This window comes from Arachidicoccus ginsenosidivorans, from assembly GCF_007971385.1.
Taxonomy (GTDB): Bacteria; Bacteroidota; Bacteroidia; order Chitinophagales; family Chitinophagaceae; genus Arachidicoccus; species Arachidicoccus ginsenosidivorans.
On record NZ_CP042434.1, the window covers coordinates 4,291,372 to 4,312,390 of the forward strand.

At 40.9% G+C, this 21,019-nt stretch carries 19 protein-coding genes and 1 pseudogene; 6 read left to right on the forward strand and 14 right to left on the reverse strand.

Going from position 1 to position 21,019, the window contains the following annotated elements; translation table 11 throughout:
* Positions 1-201 precede the first annotated feature (201 nt).
* Positions 202-1,314, reverse strand: a complete 1,113-nt coding sequence (locus FSB73_RS17115; RefSeq protein WP_146784947.1) for a hypothetical protein — start codon at positions 1,312-1,314, stop codon at positions 202-204.
* A 497-nt stretch (positions 1,315-1,811) separates the two neighbouring features.
* On the opposite strand from FSB73_RS17115, the gene FSB73_RS25390 reads away from it, so the two are divergent.
* Together FSB73_RS25390 and FSB73_RS17120 are read left to right on the forward strand one after the other, a co-directional pair.
* Positions 1,812-2,120 carry a hypothetical protein gene (locus tag FSB73_RS25390; RefSeq protein ID WP_225974113.1) on the forward strand — a complete coding sequence of 103 codons (309 nt, stop codon included), beginning with the start codon at positions 1,812-1,814 and terminating at the stop codon, positions 2,118-2,120.
* A complete protein-coding gene (locus tag FSB73_RS17120) occupies positions 2,111-3,025 on the forward strand; it encodes a C1 family peptidase (protein WP_225974114.1) in 915 nt (304 codons plus the stop codon). Before FSB73_RS25390 ends, FSB73_RS17120 begins: the two co-directional genes overlap by 10 nt.
* A 143-nt stretch (positions 3,026-3,168) precedes the next feature.
* Here the strand turns inward: FSB73_RS17120 and FSB73_RS17125 are convergent, their stop codons facing one another.
* From FSB73_RS17125 to FSB73_RS17140, 4 genes are all read right to left on the reverse strand, one after another.
* Positions 3,169-4,413 carry an MFS transporter gene (locus tag FSB73_RS17125; RefSeq protein WP_146784950.1) on the reverse strand — a complete coding sequence of 415 codons (1,245 nt, stop codon included), beginning with the start codon at positions 4,411-4,413 and terminating at the stop codon, positions 3,169-3,171.
* A 297-nt stretch (positions 4,414-4,710) separates the two neighbouring features.
* The gene (locus FSB73_RS26885; RefSeq protein WP_146784953.1) at positions 4,711-5,772 is read right to left on the reverse strand and encodes a family 20 glycosylhydrolase; all 1,062 of its coding nucleotides are present in this window, start codon (positions 5,770-5,772) and stop codon (positions 4,711-4,713) included.
* Between the two features lie 17 nt (positions 5,773-5,789).
* The gene (locus FSB73_RS17135) at positions 5,790-7,100 is read right to left on the reverse strand and encodes a beta-N-acetylhexosaminidase (protein ID WP_146784956.1); all 1,311 of its coding nucleotides are present in this window, start codon (positions 7,098-7,100) and stop codon (positions 5,790-5,792) included.
* A gap of 322 nt (positions 7,101-7,422) precedes the next feature.
* Positions 7,423-8,049, reverse strand: a complete 627-nt coding sequence (locus FSB73_RS17140) for a carboxypeptidase-like regulatory domain-containing protein (RefSeq protein ID WP_146784959.1) — start codon at positions 8,047-8,049, stop codon at positions 7,423-7,425.
* 227 nt (positions 8,050-8,276) lie between these two features.
* Here FSB73_RS17140 and FSB73_RS17145 point away from each other — a divergent pair, with 227 nt between their 5' ends.
* The 4 genes from FSB73_RS17145 to FSB73_RS17160 all read left to right on the forward strand — a co-directional run bounded on the left by FSB73_RS17145 (position 8,277) and on the right by FSB73_RS17160 (position 12,026).
* Positions 8,277-9,350 carry an Mrp/NBP35 family ATP-binding protein gene (locus tag FSB73_RS17145; protein WP_192904071.1) on the forward strand — a complete coding sequence of 358 codons (1,074 nt, stop codon included), beginning with the start codon at positions 8,277-8,279 and terminating at the stop codon, positions 9,348-9,350.
* Positions 9,351-9,442: 92 nt separating this feature from the next.
* Positions 9,443-9,904, forward strand: coding sequence for a CAP domain-containing protein (locus tag FSB73_RS17150; RefSeq protein WP_146784962.1), 462 nt, complete (start codon positions 9,443-9,445; stop codon positions 9,902-9,904).
* A gap of 221 nt (positions 9,905-10,125) precedes the next feature.
* A complete protein-coding gene (gene queA / locus FSB73_RS17155; RefSeq protein WP_146784965.1) occupies positions 10,126-11,175 on the forward strand; it encodes a tRNA preQ1(34) S-adenosylmethionine ribosyltransferase-isomerase QueA in 1,050 nt (349 codons plus the stop codon).
* 101 nt (positions 11,176-11,276) lie between these two features.
* Complete coding sequence (locus FSB73_RS17160) at positions 11,277-12,026, forward strand: tyrosine-protein phosphatase (protein WP_146784968.1); 750 nt, start codon at positions 11,277-11,279, stop codon at positions 12,024-12,026.
* A gap of 317 nt (positions 12,027-12,343) precedes the next feature.
* On the opposite strand, the gene FSB73_RS17165 is transcribed toward FSB73_RS17160, so the two are convergent.
* From FSB73_RS17165 to fbaA, 9 genes and pseudogenes are all read right to left on the reverse strand, one after another.
* Positions 12,344-12,628, reverse strand: coding sequence for an ISAs1 family transposase (locus FSB73_RS17165; RefSeq protein ID WP_262712364.1), 285 nt, complete (start codon positions 12,626-12,628; stop codon positions 12,344-12,346).
* A 107-nt stretch (positions 12,629-12,735) separates the two neighbouring features.
* Positions 12,736-13,084, reverse strand: a pseudogene (locus FSB73_RS17170) (DUF6934 family protein).
* Positions 13,085-13,247: 163 nt separating this feature from the next.
* Positions 13,248-14,366 carry an acyltransferase family protein gene (locus FSB73_RS17175; RefSeq protein WP_146784974.1) on the reverse strand — a complete coding sequence of 373 codons (1,119 nt, stop codon included), beginning with the start codon at positions 14,364-14,366 and terminating at the stop codon, positions 13,248-13,250.
* A 1,177-nt stretch (positions 14,367-15,543) separates the two neighbouring features.
* Positions 15,544-15,993 carry a hypothetical protein gene (locus tag FSB73_RS17180; RefSeq protein WP_146784976.1) on the reverse strand — a complete coding sequence of 150 codons (450 nt, stop codon included), beginning with the start codon at positions 15,991-15,993 and terminating at the stop codon, positions 15,544-15,546.
* A gap of 131 nt (positions 15,994-16,124) precedes the next feature.
* Positions 16,125-17,153, reverse strand: a complete 1,029-nt coding sequence (locus tag FSB73_RS17185) for a Gfo/Idh/MocA family protein (RefSeq protein WP_146784979.1) — start codon at positions 17,151-17,153, stop codon at positions 16,125-16,127.
* Positions 17,154-17,201: 48 nt separating this feature from the next.
* Positions 17,202-18,056 carry a glucose-1-phosphate thymidylyltransferase RfbA gene (gene rfbA, locus FSB73_RS17190; RefSeq protein WP_146784982.1) on the reverse strand — a complete coding sequence of 285 codons (855 nt, stop codon included), beginning with the start codon at positions 18,054-18,056 and terminating at the stop codon, positions 17,202-17,204.
* Positions 18,057-18,118: 62 nt separating this feature from the next.
* Positions 18,119-18,667, reverse strand: a complete 549-nt coding sequence (rfbC, locus tag FSB73_RS17195) for a dTDP-4-dehydrorhamnose 3,5-epimerase (protein WP_146784986.1) — start codon at positions 18,665-18,667, stop codon at positions 18,119-18,121.
* A gap of 20 nt (positions 18,668-18,687) precedes the next feature.
* A complete protein-coding gene (gene rfbB, locus FSB73_RS17200) occupies positions 18,688-19,746 on the reverse strand; it encodes a dTDP-glucose 4,6-dehydratase (RefSeq protein ID WP_146784990.1) in 1,059 nt (352 codons plus the stop codon).
* Between the two features lie 141 nt (positions 19,747-19,887).
* Complete coding sequence (gene fbaA, locus FSB73_RS17205; protein WP_146784993.1) at positions 19,888-20,961, reverse strand: class II fructose-bisphosphate aldolase; 1,074 nt, start codon at positions 20,959-20,961, stop codon at positions 19,888-19,890.
* Positions 20,962-21,019: the final 58 nt, after the last annotated feature.

Sequence of the window (21,019 nt, forward strand, 5' to 3'; positions counted from 1 at the left end):
TCTGCTTTGGCTGTCAAATTACAAAAGATTTTTAAATCCTATGAATAAATTGGTGGGTCTTTAATATTCGTTAGGAATCTAGGCGGGCAAAGGATTACAGCGAAATCAGATCATGCAAAATGTGCATGAGTTTTTAGGTGATTTTATGGCAAAATGTTCTATGATTTGCAGCATACTTCTAACAGTTTCCAAGGGAAAAACTCAACGTCCTTCTCTGACTTTGATCATTTTCATGTATTCTTTCCCTAAAACCTGGTCAGCATCCATAAGCGCCTTTCTGGTATCAGCCAACTGTCGAAGGTTTTTTCGAGGTTGGTAAGCAGCCGCCTCTGCCTGCTGTAAAGCTAGGTAGCATTGCAACGCATCTTGATGTTGCTGATCAGAAAAATGAAGGTCGGACGGTAGTTCAATTAATTTAAAAATACCCTTGATGACGCCCAAAGTAACCGCTTTTGCAGGCTGCGGTTGTTTTTTTATCAGCGCCACGATTTCTTTTGGGAACTGGAAAAGCGCTTTGTCCTCGTTGAAACTTAGTGTCAACTCTGGATAGTATAATAAACTGTAGGCAAATTGTTGGTTGGCCTGCTCCTTTTTGCGGTTCTTATAATAGCAGTGAGCAAGTAAATAAGAGTACCTGCCGTCCATATGAAATGCCTTAAAGGCCAGCTTTAATAAATCGTTCGCCTGTCCAAGGGTTTTAGTCGTTGCGTGCTTGGAGAGTAAGTGTCCGGTGATTTTGGTTATGACGGGATATAATAAATTTGCTTCCTTTGCCGCCTGCTTGAACGCCTTATTATTTTGGTTGTTCTTTTGTGTGCCTGATTTTTTTGTTTTAGCAGGGGTTGGCTCCTTATTTGGCTGATCAGTCAAAGTCTTCTGCCCTTCGTTTACAGACGGATTATGGATCCTTATAAGATCTTGGCTCATCCTTAAAAACAACTGCAATAGATTTTGGGAAAATAACTTCAACCATTTGCCAAAATCATAGTTTTGATATTGGATAAGTAAATTGTCCAATTGAAGGGCATTCATTGGCAATAGCTGTTTACCTGTATTGATCCATTCTGAGAGCAACGGCCCCCAATCTTTTGCTGCGCGAATAGCCGCGAAAGCAGCGGGTTCCTTTTGCTCAATTGAAGGGTCCATCGATGCCTGGGGGATCCAGTTATTAAAGGCCGACTGCGCACCCTCAAAATCAAGGGCGGCAAGAAGTTGTATGGCAAGTTCTGCAGAATTTTCCTGCCAGAGGCTGGGAGGCGCCTGATGGCGGGCTCTGTTGTTTTTGGAACTGCTGTTTTTTTGTCTACTTCTCATTTGTGTCCTTTAAAATAACGCGTTAAATTGATAATGAACGGTATAGCGTCTGGATCAACTATAACGTTGCTATAAGCAAATATAAGGCTTGACTTTTAAAATACCCAGTGGTTTTTCAGATAAGTGAATGATTTTCACTTATATAAATGGCAGACTTTATTTTAAGGATGCCGCGTCATGTTTCAAATTTTAGTCATTGCACCCAGCAGCTGCCTCTCTAAAACTAACTAAGTGCAGCCAAAATAGAACTGCACCGGCAGCAAGCGTATTTCCAACGCCCAATATTAGGTGGTGTAGTATTACAGGCAATAATTACAGTTTCTAATTGAGCTGAGATAAGGAATTACTGGCTATTTTGTAGCAATCCCCTATCTTTGAAAATAGCCAGTAAGCGATTTTCAGGCCACTATCTTGTTTAGATGAGCCAGGCAAAGTACTGACTATGAAGATGTAGTAACGAACAATAACTAAAGTAAGCATAAAAAAAATTGTATTAAATGTATACAACTAAATTGAAACAGGCGGCCAGTTTGGCAATAGCGGCTGTTTGTATGGGGCTATTCGTGCAAGCCAGTGCACAGGAGGGGCTGATTAGTAAAGTCAATAAGAACCAAACGATCCTGGATAAACAGGGGTATCATTTTACAGACTTGATTAATTTGACCTATACGCCAGTGGAAAACCAGGGTAAGTCCGGAACCTGCTGGAGTTATTCGACAAATTCCTTTTTAGAAAGTGAGATGATCAAAAGGGAAAAGCGCCCGTTCATCTTTCCAAAATATTTACAGCCCGTAATGTGTATTTAGAAAAGGCCGAAAACTATTTGCGCATGGATGGCAATGTCAATTATGGAGATGGTGGCCAGGCACATGACGTAACCAATATGCTGGCTAAATATGGTACTATGCCTGAATCCGTATATACGGGTCTTATTAACGGGGATACGATTAATAATTTTGGTCCCATGCAAAAAGAAATCCTAAGTAAGCTGAAAGGCTGGCTGGAGGCACATCATATCCCTGCTAATTGGAAAGATACTATCAATCAGATTTTGGATCAGCATTTAGGAAAAGTGCCTGCTGAGTTTACCTACAATGGCAAGTCTTATACACCTAAAAGCTTCGCAAGTGAATATACTGGCCTAAAGGCGGATGATTATGTAGAAATCATGAGCCAAACCAATACGCCTTATTGGCAAACAGGGATGCTGATGGTGCCCGATAACTGGGCCTTCATGGAAAATTATATAAATGTACCACTGTCTGATCTGACAGAAATCATTGACGGTGCGCTAAAAAAAGGCTATACCGTTGAATGGGATACGGATTGCTCTGAACCCTATTTTAGCTGGTTGAACAGTGCGGCTGTAGTTCCTCAGGGAGCCGATACGCTTAATGCTAAAAACCTGGACAAGGCAACTATTGCAGGCTGGTTTACCCATCCTGCCCCGGAAATGAAAATTACCCCTGAAAACAGGCAGGCCGCCTATAATAATAAAAGGACCACAGATGATCACCTGATGCATATTGTTGGACTAGCCAAAGATCAAAACGGGGATGAATTTTATATAGTGAAAAACTCCTGGGGTACGGGTAATATCTATAAAGGATTTCTGTATGCTTCCAAAGCTTTTATCAATTATAAGACAGTTGCCATTATGGTGAACAAAAATGCCATTGACGGCAAATTGCGCAAGAAGATGAAGTTATAACGATAGAGCGTATCTTTTTTATTGTTACAATACTTGAAAACAAGTAAAAAACTACCGCAAATTACCTGGTCTTGACCGGTAATTTGCGGCAGTTTTTTTGTTCTTCCAGCCCGCTGGGGGTTTAATGTTATAAGGCCTGATCATCAGGCGTCTACTGGCCCAGACAAATGGCGACTGCCGATTATGTGGAGTACCAGCATCATAAGCGATAAAATTACCCCACTAAGTGCGGTGCCCAACCAACCCGTATAAAACCAGATGGCCCCTCCTACCAGTGTCCCTAGTGAGCCACCGATAAAATACCAAACCATATAAACGGTATTGATTCTATTTCTGGCAGTAGGATTGCCCTGAAAAATAATGGCCTGATTGGTAATATGAACCGATTGGACGCCCCAATCTAATAAGAACGCTCCAATAATAAGTCCCACCATGCTTTTGCCAGAAAATCCGAGTACCACCCAGGATAGTAGCACGATCAATATGCCCATCATAATGAGCTTGTTTTTGCTGCCCCTGTCGCTTAGTTTACCTACATAAGAGGCGACAATAGCCCCGGCAATACCTACAAGGCCCATAGCGCCGGCAACATCACTACCCATATGGAATGGCGCTCCTTCCAGCAAAAACACAATGGTTGTCCAAAAAACGCTGAAACAGGCAAAATCAAATGCGCCCCTGAAGGAAGCTAGCCTTAAACCAGGCTGCGTACGAAACTGTGTAATAATGGATTTTAACAGTGCCGGATAGGTCCCTTTAAAATCCGGATTGATTTCCGGCAGTAATCTGACCAGACAGAAAAAAAGCAAAAAAATCAAACCTGCCGCTATATAATAAATGGCTTGCCATCCGAAGTGAGCACCAATATAACCGCTGAGTGTTCTGGAGGCTAGAATGCCCATTAATAGCCCTGACATGACAGTGCCGATGGCACTGCCTCTTTTATCATCGGTGGATAATTGCGCTGCCATGGGGACCAGTAACTGAGCAATGACGGCGCTAAAGCCAATTAAAAAACTAAACAACTTTAATTGGAAAGGTGTGGTGGAAAGTGCCATGCCAACTAAAGCAATAATAATAAAGGCAAAATCTGCAAGGATTAGTTTTTTACGTTTTAGCTTATCCCCCAGTGGTACGATAAAAAACAGGCCAAATGCATAACCGATTTGTGTCAGCATGGGGATACTGCTGATTTGTAGTTCTGAGACGCCAAAGTCTTTTGCCATTAGTCCAAGTAAAGGCTGGTTGTAGTAATTGTTTGCCACGACTACCCCTGTTGTAATGGACATGAGCAGTAGTAGGCGCTTACTTAGTCCCTGGCCATCTTTTGCATAGTGCTGTTGCCTCCTTGTTATTTTGTGACTTTTTTTAATCAGTGACTTTGTCATGCGCAAAAGTAAAAAAGTTGTCTTGAATAAAACCGGACTTATATAGTATTGTAAGGATAGACTTTAGGAAAGGGACTGTCTCGTATCAGCAGCAGTTATCCCGAAGATGAGTGTCTTAGCTTACAGCTGACAATAGACATCCGATCAATTATAAGAATGCTAAAATTGCCAAAATTGCCAAGATGGTATAAAAGGAGCTATTTCAAACAAAAGACAGCATTAAATAGCGCGCTTGCTGTTTAGTGCTGTCTTAAGGGCTTTTGGACTTGAATTAAACCAGGGTTTCGTTGTAAGTGATTACCGCAGCATATCTGCTGTTACGAGCTGGGGTGTATTTTCACCGGGACCGGCATATTTCAGCTGGAGTTTATAACCGCCACCACCTTCAATAAAATCGAGTTTAAAAAAATGGTGCCCTTTTTCCAGGGCAATCTGGCCATTTTTCTCTACTGCGGAATGTAGGCCGTCATTGTCGACGACAGTTTTATTATCTATGGTAAGCACGGCTCCATCATCTGCTGTCAGATAAAAAGTGTAAATGCCAGAAGTCGGAACGGTAATAAGGCCGCTGTAACGTAGACCAAAAGCGCCTGCTGTGGCTTTTTGGGCATCTACGCTTAAGTCTGGCTGGTTCCATTTTTGGGTCACCGCCTTCTGATCCATTCCTTTGACTGTTTTAAATTGACCTGCATAATAACTGACATTCATGCCTGTATAATTTCTTTTGACCATCACGGCAGGACTTAAGGTGGTTTTGGTATAATGGCAGGTATAGATATCGCCTCTAATGCCCGCAGGGGTAAATGCGGCCAGTTTAATCACTTTATCTGACTTAATGACCAATGGATGGTCTAATACGGGATCTGTTAATTCAGGTGTCTTTTCGTCTGTGGTATAATGAATAACCAGGTCTTCTTTAGGCGGATAGACATTTAATACGGCACTGTCTAAAAAGGCATTGTTTTGTAAAGTCCCTTCAATATCGGGCAAACGGTAATGAATATGCATTTTGTCCATTCTTACGTACTGCTTGTTCAAGCGGTGCATAAAGGAACTGTCGTTTGTTTTAGCCGTCCACAAGACTTCTGCTAAGGCCAGCATTCTGGGATATTCCATATATTCCAGTCGATTGGTGGTAGGAATATACTCTGTCCAGGAATTGGCCTGTGCACCCAGAATATTGGCGGCCTGCTCTTTATTCAGCCCTGCCGGTATCGGGTTAAAATGATAGACGTTCATCAATGAATTTTTATCAGGAATGGCATCGAAATATAAAGGATTGCCAGGTGTCATGATGACTTTATTGCCTTTCTTTGCCGCTATAATGGGTGCTTTAGGCACCCAGGAACGCCAATACATGATGTTGGCCGTAGGGGTTACCCTCCTTCCAGTATCTCATCCCATCCAATGAGCTTTTTGCCATGTTTATTAAAAAACTGTTCCATGCGGCGGACAAAATAGCTTTGCAATTCATTGACGTTTTTAAGACCTTCTTTATTTAAGGTAACGGCGCATTCAGCGGAGTTTTCCCAGCTTTCTTTATTGACCTCATCGGCGCCTAAATGCACATACTCATAGGGGAAAATAGCAAAGATTTCTTTATAGACGTTTTCGGCAAAAGTATAAGTAGCCTCATTGCAGGGGCACATCGGGACTGAAAAGCCTTGACCGGTTTCCTTGGCTGCGGAGCAGGCTAGGAATGGATAAAGCCGGATGGCTGTTCTGGAGTGCCCTGGCATATCGATTTCTGGAATAATATCAATATGGCGGGCAGCGGCATACGCCACCAATGCTTTCATTTCTTTTTGGGTGTAAAAGCCGCCATACATCATTTTCCCATGGATCATTTTAAGGTGGCTGCTGTCCAGATACATATCCGGGTTGCCGGTCTGTTCTGCCCTTTTGATACAGGCTGAGTCGTGACTATCCAGGGTGCGCCAGGCGCCCTCGCTGGTTAGTTTAGGGTATTTTTTGATTTCAATGCGCCAGCCCTCATCATCTGTCAGGTGTAAATGGAATTTATTGAATTTATAGAGTGCTAGCCTGTCCACAAATTTATACAGGTAATCTATGGAGAAAAAATGGCGGGCGACATCCAGATGCATCCCTCTATAGGCATAGGCAGGATAATCGGTGATAGTAGCTGCTGGTATGGCTTGATTATCCGCCCCCTTTGCTCCTTCCAAAGATGGTGGCAGTAACTGGCGGATCGTTTCTATTGCTCTGAAAATGCCAGCCTTGTCTTTGGCAATAATCTTGACGGATGCCGGCGTAATGGTTAATGAATAGCCCTCTGGGTGTGTAAGTGATCCGTCCAGTTCCAGGGAGATGAAATTTGCCTCAGGTAGGTTACTTACCGGCTTAAGTGGTAATTGTAATAGTTCCTTTAAGTCCTGGATTTCTATACCAAGTGTTTTGCTATCGGCTATTAGATGGGTATTTTGGTTAAAAATGAACTGACCGGCCGCGGGTATTAAAGACTGCGGGTAAGGGATCAAAGGATACCGGTTATCGGTCTTACTGGATTGCACGGATATAGCTGAACTATTGGTGGTGGTCTGTGCGATCGCTGGTTGTGTTATGACTACCAGCGATAACAGTGATAACCCGGCCATGAATGATTTTGTTTTCAGCAATGACTTGATTGTACGGGCTTGGGACCTGCCCTTTCTTGCTATGATTTGCATTTTGTGTAGATTTTCTTACCAGTTAATGATGTATTAGAACGATTTATTGTACTATTTTTATGTATTACATATACTAAATGCAAGATAGGCCGTAAATCCTAAAAATAGGCCTGGGTCATCCAATAATTCTGGATTATTTTAATGTAATCTTGTTTTGACTGGCAGATTTTGCTTTTAAAGGTAAGTGCATTACCTGGCTAATAGATTAAACGCGACGTTGCTTTATTCAATGCTGATTGGAATCAGGTTCAGGGTAGATCTGTCCTGATTAACCCTTATTTTACCCTGATCTTACCCTGGTTTCACCTTTGTAAGTGTCGCGCTAATCACTGGAGCCGCCTTCTTTCAGGGAACGAACAAAGTCTCGCCATGCCAGTGGGTTAAAAATACCAGAGGTGGGTACCATGCCTCTACCGGCGCCTCTTTGGAACTGTTCTCTGCTGTGCATATTATAAATGGCATCTCCGTCAAGGGGCATGCGGCGCATTTCCCTTAACAGGTTTTTAATATTGAGATTTTCCCTGGCGATATCTGCATTGGTACGTACAATAGGGGAATTTAAAAACATGTATTTAAACTGTGCAGGGGTTGGCAGTGGGCTGACAATGGCCGTAGGTAAAAATGCGGTGTCTTCGGCCAGCCTGGGAGAACTGTATAATTGACTATTGGTCGTTTCCTGTGGTATATGGACAATGGCTGATTTAAAGCCGATATAAGAGAACTCAATGGAGTCTCCCGGTGAAACGGCAATAGAATAGATACCCGCATCATTGGAGATCGTACCTCTTTTAGTGCCTTTGACAAAGACGCTGGCTCCAGGCAGTATCGTGCTATCAGTCGTTTGGATAATACCAGAGAGTTGAATGACCTTTTGCTGTTGGGCCTCAGCCTTTTGGCCTATGGCCAATGCTAACAGTAAAATCAGTATAAAATATATGCGTCTTTTCATTCGTTTTCTTTGCAATGGCACTAGAGGGATTACTTTGTTTTATTTAAAATGGATTTTATCCACCAGTGGTACGTTTCAAAATTAATGAAAATACATTAATTGCCACCGGTTTAACGTAATATTAAACGGGGGCTTTGGGCTTTTGGTGCCATTTATTCGGGAAGTCCCTTGTAATGGGTTATTTTTGCAACCAGAAAAATTACCCATTACTAAAATTTTATATAAAGATGACGGAAGCAGAAATTGTAAAGGCGCTCACTAATGTGATAGATCCTGAGCAGAAAAAGGATATCATCTCATTACATATGGTGTCTGATATTAAAATCCATGATAAGAACATCTCGCTGACCGTGGGCGTACCCATGAGCTCGGCTCCCCATAAAGGTAGTATCAATGAACAATGTGAAACCCAGATTAAAAAGCTGGACCCTGAAGTAAATGTAAACGTTACATTTACCGCTAAAACCAGCAAAATCGCTGCCGTTCATGAAAAAGTATTACCTGGCGTGAAAAATATTATTGCAGTTGTCAGCGGAAAAGGCGGTGTAGGCAAAAGCACGGTTTCTGCCAACCTGGCCCTGGCCCTGGCTCAGGATGGTTTCAGTGTTGGTTTTATGGATGCCGACATATATGGTCCAAGTGGCCCGATTATGTTTGGTGTGCGCGGTGATCGTCCCATGATGATGGAAGTGGAGGGCAAGGCCAAGATTGCGCCGCTGGAAAAATATGGAATAAAAATTATCAGTATTGGTCTGTTAGTAGATGAAAGACAAGCTGTTGTTTGGAGAGGGCCTATGGTTAGTAGCGCCGTTCGCCAGTTTGTAACAGATGTATATTGGGGTGATCTGGACTACCTGATCATTGATATGCCTCCAGGAACAGGAGATATTCATCTGACTCTCATGCAGTTAGTTCCCGTAACCGGTGTGGTGATCGTGACCACCCCGCAGGATGTAGCCTTGGCAGATGCCAAAAAAGGTATCGCCATGTTCAGTCAGGCGCAGATTAATGTTCCCATTTTGGGTATTATAGAGAATATGGCCTATTTCACGCCGGCGGAACTGCCAGATAATAAGTACTACATTTTTGGTAAAGAAGGTGGCAAGCACCTGGCCGATGAATATGATATCCAGTTTTTGGGCCAGATCCCACTTGTACAAAGTATCCGGGAAGGTGGCGATCAGGGTGCGCCTGCTATGATGGGTGAAGATGAGATTTCAAAGAAGGCATTCAGGGATTTTGCGGATAATACAGTAAAACAGGTGGCCGCCTATAGGGCCGAACATATTGTAAGTAGATAATTCAATAGAAAGCAAGGTGAAACATTGATCAGAATAAACCAAGCCCATCATTAGGAAGTCATACATGGGAAAACCCTAAATCATTTAATAGTATGCGCCAGTTCAGATCATTACTTTTTATTTCCCTATGCTCGTTTGGACTTATTGTATGTGTCTCGGCTCAAAGCAGAGGCCAGTTCCAACGTGAAATTTTAAAATATACGAATCAATACAGGCACCGGCAAGGATTGCCGGCGCTTGTACTTGATGGTACAGCCTCCCGACTGGCCCAGCAGCATAGTAGTGACATGGCCGCCGGAAGAGCTGGGTTTGGCCATGGCGGCTTTCAAAGCAGGACCAACAAACTAAGGGCTAAATACGGTAGATATATTGCCACCGGTGAAAATGTTGCTTTTGGCAAACTCTCTGCCAGGCAGGTCGTAAATATCTGGATTCATAGTGCACCACATAGAAAGAATCTAAGGGGAAAGTTCAACAAGGTTGGCATTGGGATTGCTTACAACCGTCAGGGAGTCGCTTATTTTACCCAATTATTTGTCCGAACCCGTGAATAAAAGCATAATATTATATGAATTGAAACGTTAATATCAGGTTGTGATCATTAATTTTCGTAATTTTGCGCACTTATAATGATGCCGTAACATCATCCAGTCGCCCCGTAAGGCGTCGACAGTATGTATGTGGGCTATTAAATAATATTAATTAATAGACACAGGATACTCCCCAAAAAGGCCCGCTTTTTTAGGGAAACATCTGTAAAATTTGAACCAAGCACATGAAATTATCTCAGTTTCGCTTCGATTTACCCCTTAATTTAATTGCCCAGAATCCCCCAAAACGTCGTGAAGATTCGCGTTTGATGGTCGTAGAAAGAAATACCGGCCGTATTGAGCACAAACAGTTTAAGGATGTTTTGGACTATTTTGATGACAAGGATGTCTTTGTTGTTAACAATACAAAAGTTTTCCCGGCCAGAATGTATGGCAGAAAGGAAAAGACCGGTGCTAAAATTGAAGTCTTTTTGCTACGTGAACTCAACAAACAAAACCGACTTTGGGATGTCATCGTGGATCCTGCCCGTAAGATTCGTGTCGGAAACAAGCTTTATTTTGGGGAAAATGATGAACTGGTGGCTGAGGTAATCGACAATACGACCAGCCGAGGCAGAACCATCCGCTTTCTTTGGGACAGCGATGAGGCCAGTTTTAGAAAAATGCTGGAATTTATGGGTGAAACGCCTCTACCAAAATATATTAAACGTAAACCAACTGAAGAGGATAAGGAACGCTATCAAACCGTATATGCTAAATATGAAGGCGCGGTAGCAGCGCCCACAGCGGGCATGCACTTTAGCAAGGAATTGATCAAACGCCTGGAGATCCAGGGGATCAAGTTTGCAGAATTAACGTTGCATACCAGTCTTGGCACTTTCCGTCCAATTGAAGTAGAGGATTTAAGCAAACATAAAATGGATGCTGAGTATTTTCGCATAGAGGATGAAACCTGCAAAATTGTCAATGCGGCTAAAACCACTGGTCACCGGGTTTGTTCTATCGGTACCACCACTATGCGTGCCTTGGAAAGTAGTTTTACTGCCCAGGGATTATTGAAACCAAATGAAGGCTGGACAAATGTGTTTGTACACCCGCCACATAAATTCAGTATTGCTGACAGTTTGATTACAAACTTTCACCTGCCTAAGACTAGTTTACTTATCATGGTTTGCGCATTTACAGGTTATGATCTGGCAATGGAAGCTTATCAGGTCGCAATTAAGGAAAAATACAATTTCTTCACCTATGGCGATGCCATGCTGGTGATCTAATAAATTTTAATTTAGAAGATAGGGCTACTGCCCTATCTTCATTTACATCTTAGCCGGTTTTGCCGGAACTAAATAGCTGCTTTAATCTGAAAATCTGTAGGATGTTCAATTTGTTTAAAAAATCTAGTGTTGCTGCGACAAAGAGCCGTGACTGGGGATTTGTCAAAACGGATATACACAGTCATATTCTACCTGGTATAGATGATGGTGCTCAGTCAATTGAGGACAGTCTGGCACTCGTGGAGAGTATGTATCGTCATGGATACCGTAAAATGGTCGCTACACCCCACTCTAGTGAAGATATCTATCCTAACGACTCGAAGACGATTTTGGAGAGAAGAGACTTACTTAGAGAAGCTGTCCAGAAAAATGGCATAGAAATGCAAATTGAGGCGGCTGCAGAATACATGATTGATGAAAGGTTTGTAAAGATGGTTGAAAGTGGTGAAAAGATGCTGACCATTCATGATAACCGGGTTTTGGTTGAGATGTCTTATCTACTGGAATCACCTTATCTCCATAATGGCCTTTTTGCCTTACAGACCCACGGGTATCAACCTATATTAGCCCATCCGGAGCGTTATAATTTCTATCACAATACTCTGGATAAATATGATGAACTGAAGGAAAAGGGTTGTTTATTTCAATTGAATCTGATCGCATTTTCTGGATATTACGGAAAGCATGTTAAAAAAGTGGCTACTTATCTTTTTGAAAAAGGCATGTACGACTACGTGGGCTCTGATATCCACCATACCAGACATACTAATGCACTGCACAGTGTTTTACAGTCTAAAATAATGCCTGAATTAATGGAATATCCTTTTGTGAATGGGAGTCTGAGTGTCTGAACGCGGCCCTCTTAAATTAGAAATCAATTGTGATAAAACGGGCGGACGAATAACTTTTAAGCCATAAACACCGGTCATTGGCCAAACTGCTTGTTGGCAGCAGGTGTTTGATTAGATGTTATTTATTTGATTGATTTTGTTTCTCACATTATTCAAATTGTCAAAGAACTTTACCAATTCGGTATGTATAAAATAGCTGATTATCAATAAACTTATAACAATACTGGTGTAAATTAGGTGTAAAAGCATTTGCCGGCGATTTAGTATTATCTGGTAATATGCCAATAACAATAAACTAAATTCAACTCAATCATCTTTCAGGATATCCATTCTCTAAAACAATTCTCCAGGGCGGCGCTATCTGCCATTGAAAAGAAGCGGTTAAATGTATCGTGGGAAGGAACGCCGCCAGAAAGGTCTAAAAAGCGACTCAACCAGTCTTTTTTCTGTTTGCCAAATTCCGCTATATCATACCAGCTCTCAGCTCCACATATTATTGCAGCCAATGTAATAGCTATTATCGTATCCAATTTATGCACCTGCTTACGTTTCATCCTATGGTCTTTGTAACTGCGAAAATAGTTCAAGGGAGTACATTCCATGTTATTCTTTTACGCAATGAAAAGGAATCCAAAGAACCAAAACAATACATGTGGATAAATATCGTAATATCTATTTGTTAGGCCACATAGGTGAAATGCGGAACAAATTATTTTAATGCGTCAGCCCGTGCAACCAAAAAAGCATTATAATTCACTCCTTTTTTAAATTGTTGCCATTTGCCACCAACGAATCCATAAATATTTAAAATTTTGGTAATTTTGTGCAATTGTCGCTAATATTTTGTCTCGATCACCGTTGTTCGATTTAGATAAATCATCAATATTGCCTGTTTCCGGATTTACATCGCCAAAACCAAGATTAAAGTATGTAATCCCATTCGCATTTTGCGGACTGAAACGGACTACTTTTTTTATCTTGCCTTTTGGCCCTTCACTTTGAAATTCAAAATCAAGATAACTGCTATTGGAATTGAATGTATAACGGTCTAAGTTCATATAACTCTTTTTGGATAATTTTACTTTCCTTTTTCTTTCATTGAATTGTCAATCTGCAAATGAAGGAATATAATCTCTGAAATTCAGCAATAACCTTTTTGAATGGGGTGAATTTGTGTAAAATAATTCCAGCATTGATGGTGATGTAGATTTTTATAAATGGCTATTTCCATTTACGTTTGAGCCACGCCCTGACGGGTTCATCGTAATATTTTAAACAAAGATAAGCCACCAAAATAGAACCAATTACTGTTAGTGCGCCATAACCAATCGCTAGAGGCATATTTGTTAAATGGTGGTCACTGGCCCAGCCAGTGTAAATATATATGAAGGCGTAATGGGTGATATATAGAGGATAAGAAATATCGCCCAAAAATTTACAAATTTTCTTTTCTGCCTTAGCTATCGTAAAGCCGCTAGCACCTACATAGACAACTAATGGAAAAATAATAATGATTATAAATGCCTCATAAAGGCCATTTAGCCAACGATGAGCATCTCCACCTAATCTAGGCATTGCCAGTGCTACACAGATAAGCAGGCTGCAAATGAGAAAAGCACGTTTAATGCGACCTGGTTTGCATACTCTGGACAGCAAAAGCCCTGCAAAGAATGGATAAAATAGCCTGGTAAAACCGATCCGTAATTGTTCAGGCGTAACACTCCAGCCTCCAATCACATCACCATTTTTAGAAGTGAGCAGGTAATGGACCAATAGTGCTGCAGATAAGATAACTAAAACCGACAATGCCTTTTTGGATAGTTTTCTGAGTCCTACTGCATAGAGAATATTAGCAATGTATTCAAAAAATAATGACCAACCTGGGCCATTCAGTGGATGCATCTCCTGCCATCCGCGAATATCCATGCTCGGTGTAACTGGTATCAAGGTAAAGCCTATTAACATCGTCAGTATCACCTTCCAAACTGGGATGGTATGAATCGCTGGCCATAAGGAGGAATCACCGAAATAGAAGCATATGGCACCTATCACCATACCCATGATCACCATTGGTTGTAACCTTTGTAGCCTTCTTTTAAAAAAGCTGCCTAATGTCAATTTATGCCAGCGGTCATCATAGGCATACCCTATTACAAAACCTGATAATACAAAAAAGAAATCCACTGCCAGGTAACCATGATTGATTATTTGGGTGAGCGAGCTCTCCGCATGGGCTTCAAAGGTGTGGAATAATACAACGATTACGGCTGCTACCCCTCTTAAACCATCCAAAATGGCATAGTGAGGTTTGGTCGGTAATACCCCTGCATTTTCTGTCATTCGTACAATTTTGATTTTAGCGTTTAATGATGCAAAATGTTAATTGTAAATATAATGAACAAAAATGGAATTTGAGAAGATGGCTCCTTTGATTTTTTGATTTAGTGAATTAAAGGTTATACGCTCTTGGCTGTAGCCTGATGGCTCAATTGTTTACTGAGGATTAATCAAGATTGCCAAACGATGATTTAGTGGACAGATTTATTATCAGGGATAAATTTGCTATATATTTTTGTTGTTGATAGATATTCTCAAAGAGGGGGTTATTTAAGGTTGTTCCATCTTGATGAAGAAATAACAAACGTCCCGTCATTTTGTAAATTTAAATAAATTATGATACTACTTATTATTGACCTGCCGTTTTGAAGTTCGGGAGCCCAACCACTACCAATTTCTAGCAATTGATTTTTTATGAAATTAGAAAATGGTTTTGGGAAGTATTATAGAATTCAATTTTGCTTATTGCACCTGTTTTTTGATAATCACAGAAAATCATACGGTGGAATCCTTATTTCCTAATTACCGGAATGGTACTTTTTACCTACCAAAGTGGTACATGCAATACCGAAGTGATACATCCTGATTACCGAAATTGATCAATTCTCCTTACCGAAATAGTTTTTCGTTACTGAAATGGTACTTTTTACTTACCGAAGTGGTACATGGTAATTACTGAAATGGATCAATGCTGATTACCGAGGTGGTATGCCTTATTTGTGATAAAGTGGTACATTGCTGCTTACTTATCAAAAATGTATATTATATTTCAATAATTTGAATCAAGGTGTACTTTTATGATTTATTGGGGCATAGAGGGTTTTAATGCCCAAGCTTCTTTTGTATGCATCCAGTCTTGTGGATAAGGTGATTTTATTATTATGCAATTTAATATATATCAGCATCTTGGATCTTAGAAGCTTACCTCCTGAAACTGTTAATGGAGACCACCCCGTATTATTTCTTTCAAGCTCCTTTTTTATAAATTTAGTATATTGAGTACTTTTATTTGTATATAACTGGACTTCGCTTATTGTCCCATTCCTTTCTACAGCGCCATAAAATAAAACGACTGAATCACTGGGGACAGTGATGATTTTTTGATTGATAAAATCTATCTGAAAAATTTTTGCTAAACTATCAATATCTTCCTTATAACCCGCTGAAAATCGAAGTCGATTTATATAATAATAATAATAATAATTTTTGTTGAGGCAATATGCCTTGTGTATTTCATACTATCTCTGAAAACGTCGGTATTTGTTTTGTATTTAATGCCCAGCTCTTTATTCGCTGGGAATACTTTGAGATCTAAAGATGGTAATTTGTCTAGTTTTAAATGTGGGTATTTTAAGTCGAAAATATATTTATCACCTTCAAATTCTAAATAGTAACCTTCTATAATATTTGTTTTGCCCTTGGATGAGTTTAAGCTTACGTAATATTGGTTTTTATTTTTTGATTCAAAATGCACGCTTTTAATTTGGGGATTCTTTTTAAAAAATGTTGTGAATATGGAATAAGGCAAGGAGATATTATATATTTCCTCACAACTCTGTGCACTGATTTTGGAATAAATCAGAAAAGATAGTGATAAAACTAGACAAGCGCTATATTTTATTCTTGACATAAAATATGGTTATTTTGATTTAAAGTATTTCTGTGGTGGGTCATTCCAGTTTTGTTATATAATTTTAGAGCCTATATTGATCATGATTAATGACACCACTTTTCCAAAGAAATAAGCCGCTCAAAATTAATTTATCTATTTTGATAAATCTGCTCAATAATCTCAATTACTTCAGTTGCCTCCTGGACGGTTGGTAAGGCGTGCGACTGACCTTTATAGAACTTTTCCATTTCGTCCCAAAACTGATAATGCCCACCGGCTGCACCATATTTTTCCTTATATATGTCCATAGAGAGTTCCTCCTGCAGCGCTACTTCATTTGGCAGGCCGTCTCCGATAGCGTATTGCAGTTTTTCCATATACTGCCCTGCTATTTTGATGGACCCTTTCTCGGCAATTATGGTAAGTGAACTTTCCGCATTTTGACTCCAGGCAGCGGTACTAAAGGTCATGGTCGTCAGGGCGTCCTTGGCGATTCCCTTTGTGAACCCAAATTGGATAAGTCCTGAATCTTCAAAATTAGAAAGCGCCTGATGATTAAAATCTAATAAGGTTGCAGATTTGACACTGGGTTTGCCAAATAACCAATACAGCATATCAATAAAATGCAGAAACTGTGTATATAGACTGCCACCATCCAGTTGCAGATCGCCATGCCAGCTCTCTTTTTGATAATAACGTTCGTCGCGGTTCCAAAGACAATTTACTTGTATAATATAAATCTGACCAAGCAGTTCTTTTTGTAACAATTGCTGTAGCCAGGTAGCTATTTTTGCATATCTGTTTTGAACGACAGGGAATAATTGAAGTCCGGCATTAATAGCCTTATGATGGAGCGCTGTTAGCTCGGTGCTACTTAATACAATGGGCTTTTCTGCAACAACATTCAATCCATTATCTAAACACTGCTTGATTTGCTGACCATGCAAACCGTTGGGGGTTGCAATAATCGCTAATCCTGCTTTTTTTTCTGCAGCCAGAAAATCATTGAGCGTCGCGAAAAAACTAACTGATTCTGGTAAGTTTTCTGGTCGCTTTTCGTGATGGGTATCTACCAGCGCGACCAATTCAAAATATTTACTGCCCATTATTACCGCAGCGTGTCTTTTGCCAATATGGCCATAACCAATCAGGACTACTTTTGTTGTCTTTTCGCTCACTTTTATGTTTAATATTTGGTTGGAATAAAAAATAGCTGCCCTTGATGCTTAGAGCTTCAGCAGGTATTCCCCATAGCCACTTTTCTTTAATGGTTCTGCAACTTTTTGTAATTGCGCTCGGTCTATAAAGCCCATTCTGAAGGCAATTTCTTCCGGACAGCCTATTTTTAACCCTTGTCTGTTTTCAATGACCTGTACAAATTGAGAGGCTTCCATCATGGAATCATGTGTACCCGTATCCAGCCAGGCTGTTCCCCGACTTAAAACACCTACATTTAATTTGCCCTGCTCTAAATAATACCGGTTAACATCCGTAATTTCATATTCTCCCCTGGCGGACGGCTGAATATTTTTAGCCACTTCTACAACGGAGTTATCATAAAAATAAAGGCCAGGAACGGCATAATTTGATTTTGGTTGTACAGGCTTCTCTTCAATAGATATTGCCTGGTTGTGCTCGTCAAATGCTACAACGCCATACCGCTCAGGATCACTTACCTGATAGGCATATATAACGCCACCAACCGGATCATTATTTTGCTGTAATAATTTAGCCAGACCGCTACCATAAAAAATATTATCCCCCAGTATCAAGGCCACCTTATCCAGGCCGATAAAGTCCGCGCCCAATACAAATGCCTGCGCCAGGCCATTGGGCACCGGCTGGACAATATATTCAAAACGGCAACCCCATTTACTGCCATCTCCAAGTAAGCGGATAAACCCCTGCTGATCTTCAGGGGTGGTTATGATCAGTATTTCCCGTATACCGGCCATCATCAGCACGGATAAAGGGTAATAGATCATCGGTTTATCGTAGATTGGCATTAGTTGTTTACTGATGCCCAGCGTAATGGGATAAAGCCTCGTGCCGGATCCTCCGGCCAGTATAATTCCTTTCATGGGTAATAGATTATGAAAAAATGATTAGACCCTAGCTTAATCTCTTTAGATTTACCTGTAGCTTAACCTTTAGATAGGTCGTTAAAAAAAGGCAATAACAGGTCCTTTTCGGATAAGATCATTTTGTCTTTAGGAATCTGCCAGTCAATGCCCAGGGTTGGGTCATCATAGCGAATACCTCCTTCAGAAGCCTTATGGTAAAAATTATCGCATTTATAACTGAATAGCGCTGTTTCGCTTAGAACGGAAAAGCCGTGTGCAAATCCTCTGGGGATAAATAACTGAAGGTTATTTTCACCGGAGAGTTCCACACCGAACCACTTTCCATAAGTACTGGAGTCCCTTCTGAGATCGACAGCAACATCATACACGCTACCTTCAATAACCCTAACTAATTTTGCCTGTGCGTGCGCACCACTTTGAAAATGTATGCCTCTGACGGTGCCATAGGTAGACAAAGACTGATTATCCTGGACAAATTCCGCACTATAGCCGGTCAGCTCCGTAAAGGCTTTTTGGTTATAACTTTCAAAAAAGTAACCTCTGTCGTCTTTAAAGACCCAAGGACGCATCGTAAAACAACCCTTTAAATGTGTTTCTTTAATTTCCATAAATGATTTTCTTCAGTAGCTTATCTGCCACTGTATTGCTTTTCATAATATTTTTGATAATCACCACTGGTTACATTTTGCAGCCAGTCTTCGTTGGCTAAATACCAGTCAACGGTTTTCTCCAACCCTTCTTCCAATCGCAGGCTGGGCTTCCAGCCCAGGTCTTTTTCCAGTTTATCCGCATTGATCGCATAGCGCAGGTCATGCCCGGCTCTGTCAGTCACAAAGGTGATTAGTTTTTCTGAACTACCTGGTGCTCTGTTTAGGCGATCATCCATGATCTTGCATAAAAGCCTAATAAGGTCCAGATTGGTCCATTCATTATGTCCACCGATATTGTAGGTCGATCCGGAGGCTGCCTTGTGATAGATCATATCAATGGCCCTGGCATGGTCCTCCACAAATAACCAATCTCTGACGTTTTCTCCTTTACCGTAAATAGGAACGGGTTTGTTATGCTGGATATTGTGGATGGCTAGTGGAATCAGTTTTTCTGGAAAATGATGCGAACCGTAATTATTGCTACAGTTAGAGATCACCGTATTCATACCATAGGTGTCGTGATAAGCTCTGACAAAATGATCTGAGCTGGCTTTGGAGGCAGAATACGGGCTATGTGGATCATAAGGCGTATTTTCTGTAAACATACCTTCTTTGCCAAGTGCACCGTAAACCTCATCAGTAGATACATGATAAAACCGGTGCTGATCATAATTATCCTTCCAGGTGCTGCGGGCTGCATTAAGCAAATTTACCGTTCCCACCACATTGGTTAATACAAATTCCAGGGGACTGGTAATGGATCTGTCCACATGGCTTTCAGCTGCCAGATGAATAATGCCATCAGGCTTGTCTTTGGTAAAAATATCCAGCATTTGCTGGCTATCTGTAATATCTGCCTTTATAAACTGATAATTGGGCTTATCTTCAATGTCTGTTAAATTGTTTAGGTTACCTGCATAGGTTAATTTGTCCAGATTAATAATCCGGTCGTTCGGATACTGATGAACGAATCTGCGAACTACATGTGAGCCGATAAATCCGGCTCCGCCGGTTATAATAATGGTTTTGTCTGCCATAGATATAAAAAATTACTATTTCAAACAAATATAGTCCGCTTTAGCGGAAAAATGCCAAATACAATTGTAAAAAAACAAAAAGTTCAAACGATCCTAAAATCGTTTGAACTTTTGATAAAAACGTATGTAAACGCTTATTTTTTATGCGTTTTTGCCCAGACAATTTAAGTCGCCGAAGGCTTCCTCCAAACGTTTTACAAAGGATTCTTCTCCCTTGCGCAACCAAACGCGTGGATCATAGTATTTCTTATTGGGGGCATCTTCTCCGGTTGGGTTCCCGAGCTGGCCCTGAAGATATGCTTCGTTTTGTTTGTAATAACTAAACACGCCATCGGCAAATGCCCACTGCATATCGGTATCCAGATTCATTTTTACCACGCCATAACCCAAGGTTTCGGTGATCTGGGATTTTTCAGAACCACTACCGCCATGGAATACAAAAGAAACTGGTTTGGCATCTTTATCCAGCCCTAATTTTTCAGCAACATATACCTGGCTGTTTTTAAGAATTGCGGGGGTGAGTTCTACATTCCCTGGTTTGTAAACACCGTGTACATTACCAAAAGCTGCGGCAATGGTAAATAAATCACCTACTTTAGCCAGCGCCTGATAAGCTTCATACACTTCTTCAGGTTGGGTGTATAATTTGGAATTGTCTACATGGGAGTTGTCGACACCATCTTCTTCCCCACCGGTTACACCCAGCTCAATTTCAAGGCACATGCCTAAGGGAGCCATTCTCTTGAAGAATTCAACTGAAGTGGCAATGTTTTCTTCCAAAGGTTCTTCGCTCAAATCCAGCATGTGGGAGCTGAACAGCGGCTGACCTTTTTCTTTATTGAACTGTTCACCTGCAGTAATCAGGCCATCAATCCAGGGCAACCATTTTTTAGCAGCATGGTCGGTGTGCAGGATAACCGGAACACCATAGTATTTTGCTACATTATGTATATGCAGCGCTCCACTGATTGCACCGCTGATATTTGCCTGTAGCTTATCATTGGGCATGCCTTTACCGGCAAAAAATTGCGCACCACCGTTGCTGAACTGAATAATAACGGGAGAATTAACTTTTGCAGCTGTTTCCAGTACTGCATTAATGGTATTTGTACCGGTTACGTTAACTGCAGGGAGGGCGAAGTTACCTGCCTTTGCATCGCTGAATACGGCAGCTACTTCTTCGCCATATAAGACGCCTGCTCTGTACTTTGCCATTGTAAAATTTTAATTTGTAATGAATAATGTTTTGAAACCCCGGCAATTTACTGATGTT

Excerpts from the sequence above, each read along its gene's own strand:
- FSB73_RS17115 (WP_146784947.1), bottom strand. The coding sequence starts at position 1,314 with ATGAGAAGTAGACAAAAAAACAGCAGTTCCAAAAACAACAGAGCCCGC.
- FSB73_RS17145 (WP_192904071.1), top strand. The coding sequence starts at position 8,277 with ATGACGGAAGCAGAAATTGTAAAGGCGCTCACTAATGTGATAGATCCT.
- FSB73_RS17150 (WP_146784962.1), top strand. The coding sequence starts at position 9,443 with ATGCGCCAGTTCAGATCATTACTTTTTATTTCCCTATGCTCGTTTGGA.
- FSB73_RS17135 (WP_146784956.1), bottom strand. The coding sequence starts at position 7,100 with ATGCAAATCATAGCAAGAAAGGGCAGGTCCCAAGCCCGTACAATCAAG.
- rfbA (WP_146784982.1), bottom strand. The coding sequence starts at position 18,056 with ATGAAAGGAATTATACTGGCCGGAGGATCCGGCACGAGGCTTTATCCC.
- FSB73_RS17125 (WP_146784950.1), bottom strand. The coding sequence starts at position 4,413 with ATGACAAAGTCACTGATTAAAAAAAGTCACAAAATAACAAGGAGGCAA.
- FSB73_RS25390 (WP_225974113.1), top strand. The coding sequence starts at position 1,812 with ATGTATACAACTAAATTGAAACAGGCGGCCAGTTTGGCAATAGCGGCT.
- FSB73_RS17160 (WP_146784968.1), top strand. The coding sequence starts at position 11,277 with ATGTTCAATTTGTTTAAAAAATCTAGTGTTGCTGCGACAAAGAGCCGT.
- FSB73_RS17175 (WP_146784974.1), bottom strand. The coding sequence starts at position 14,366 with ATGACAGAAAATGCAGGGGTATTACCGACCAAACCTCACTATGCCATT.
- FSB73_RS17180 (WP_146784976.1), bottom strand. The coding sequence starts at position 15,993 with ATGTCAAGAATAAAATATAGCGCTTGTCTAGTTTTATCACTATCTTTT.
- fbaA (WP_146784993.1), bottom strand. The coding sequence starts at position 20,961 with ATGGCAAAGTACAGAGCAGGCGTCTTATATGGCGAAGAAGTAGCTGCC.
- queA (WP_146784965.1), top strand. The coding sequence starts at position 10,126 with ATGAAATTATCTCAGTTTCGCTTCGATTTACCCCTTAATTTAATTGCC.
- FSB73_RS17140 (WP_146784959.1), bottom strand. The coding sequence starts at position 8,049 with ATGAAAAGACGCATATATTTTATACTGATTTTACTGTTAGCATTGGCC.
- rfbC (WP_146784986.1), bottom strand. The coding sequence starts at position 18,667 with ATGGAAATTAAAGAAACACATTTAAAGGGTTGTTTTACGATGCGTCCT.
- FSB73_RS17165 (WP_262712364.1), bottom strand. The coding sequence starts at position 12,628 with ATGGAATGTACTCCCTTGAACTATTTTCGCAGTTACAAAGACCATAGG.
- FSB73_RS26885 (WP_146784953.1), bottom strand. The coding sequence starts at position 5,772 with ATGTATTGGCGTTCCTGGGTGCCTAAAGCACCCATTATAGCGGCAAAG.
- rfbB (WP_146784990.1), bottom strand. The coding sequence starts at position 19,746 with ATGGCAGACAAAACCATTATTATAACCGGCGGAGCCGGATTTATCGGC.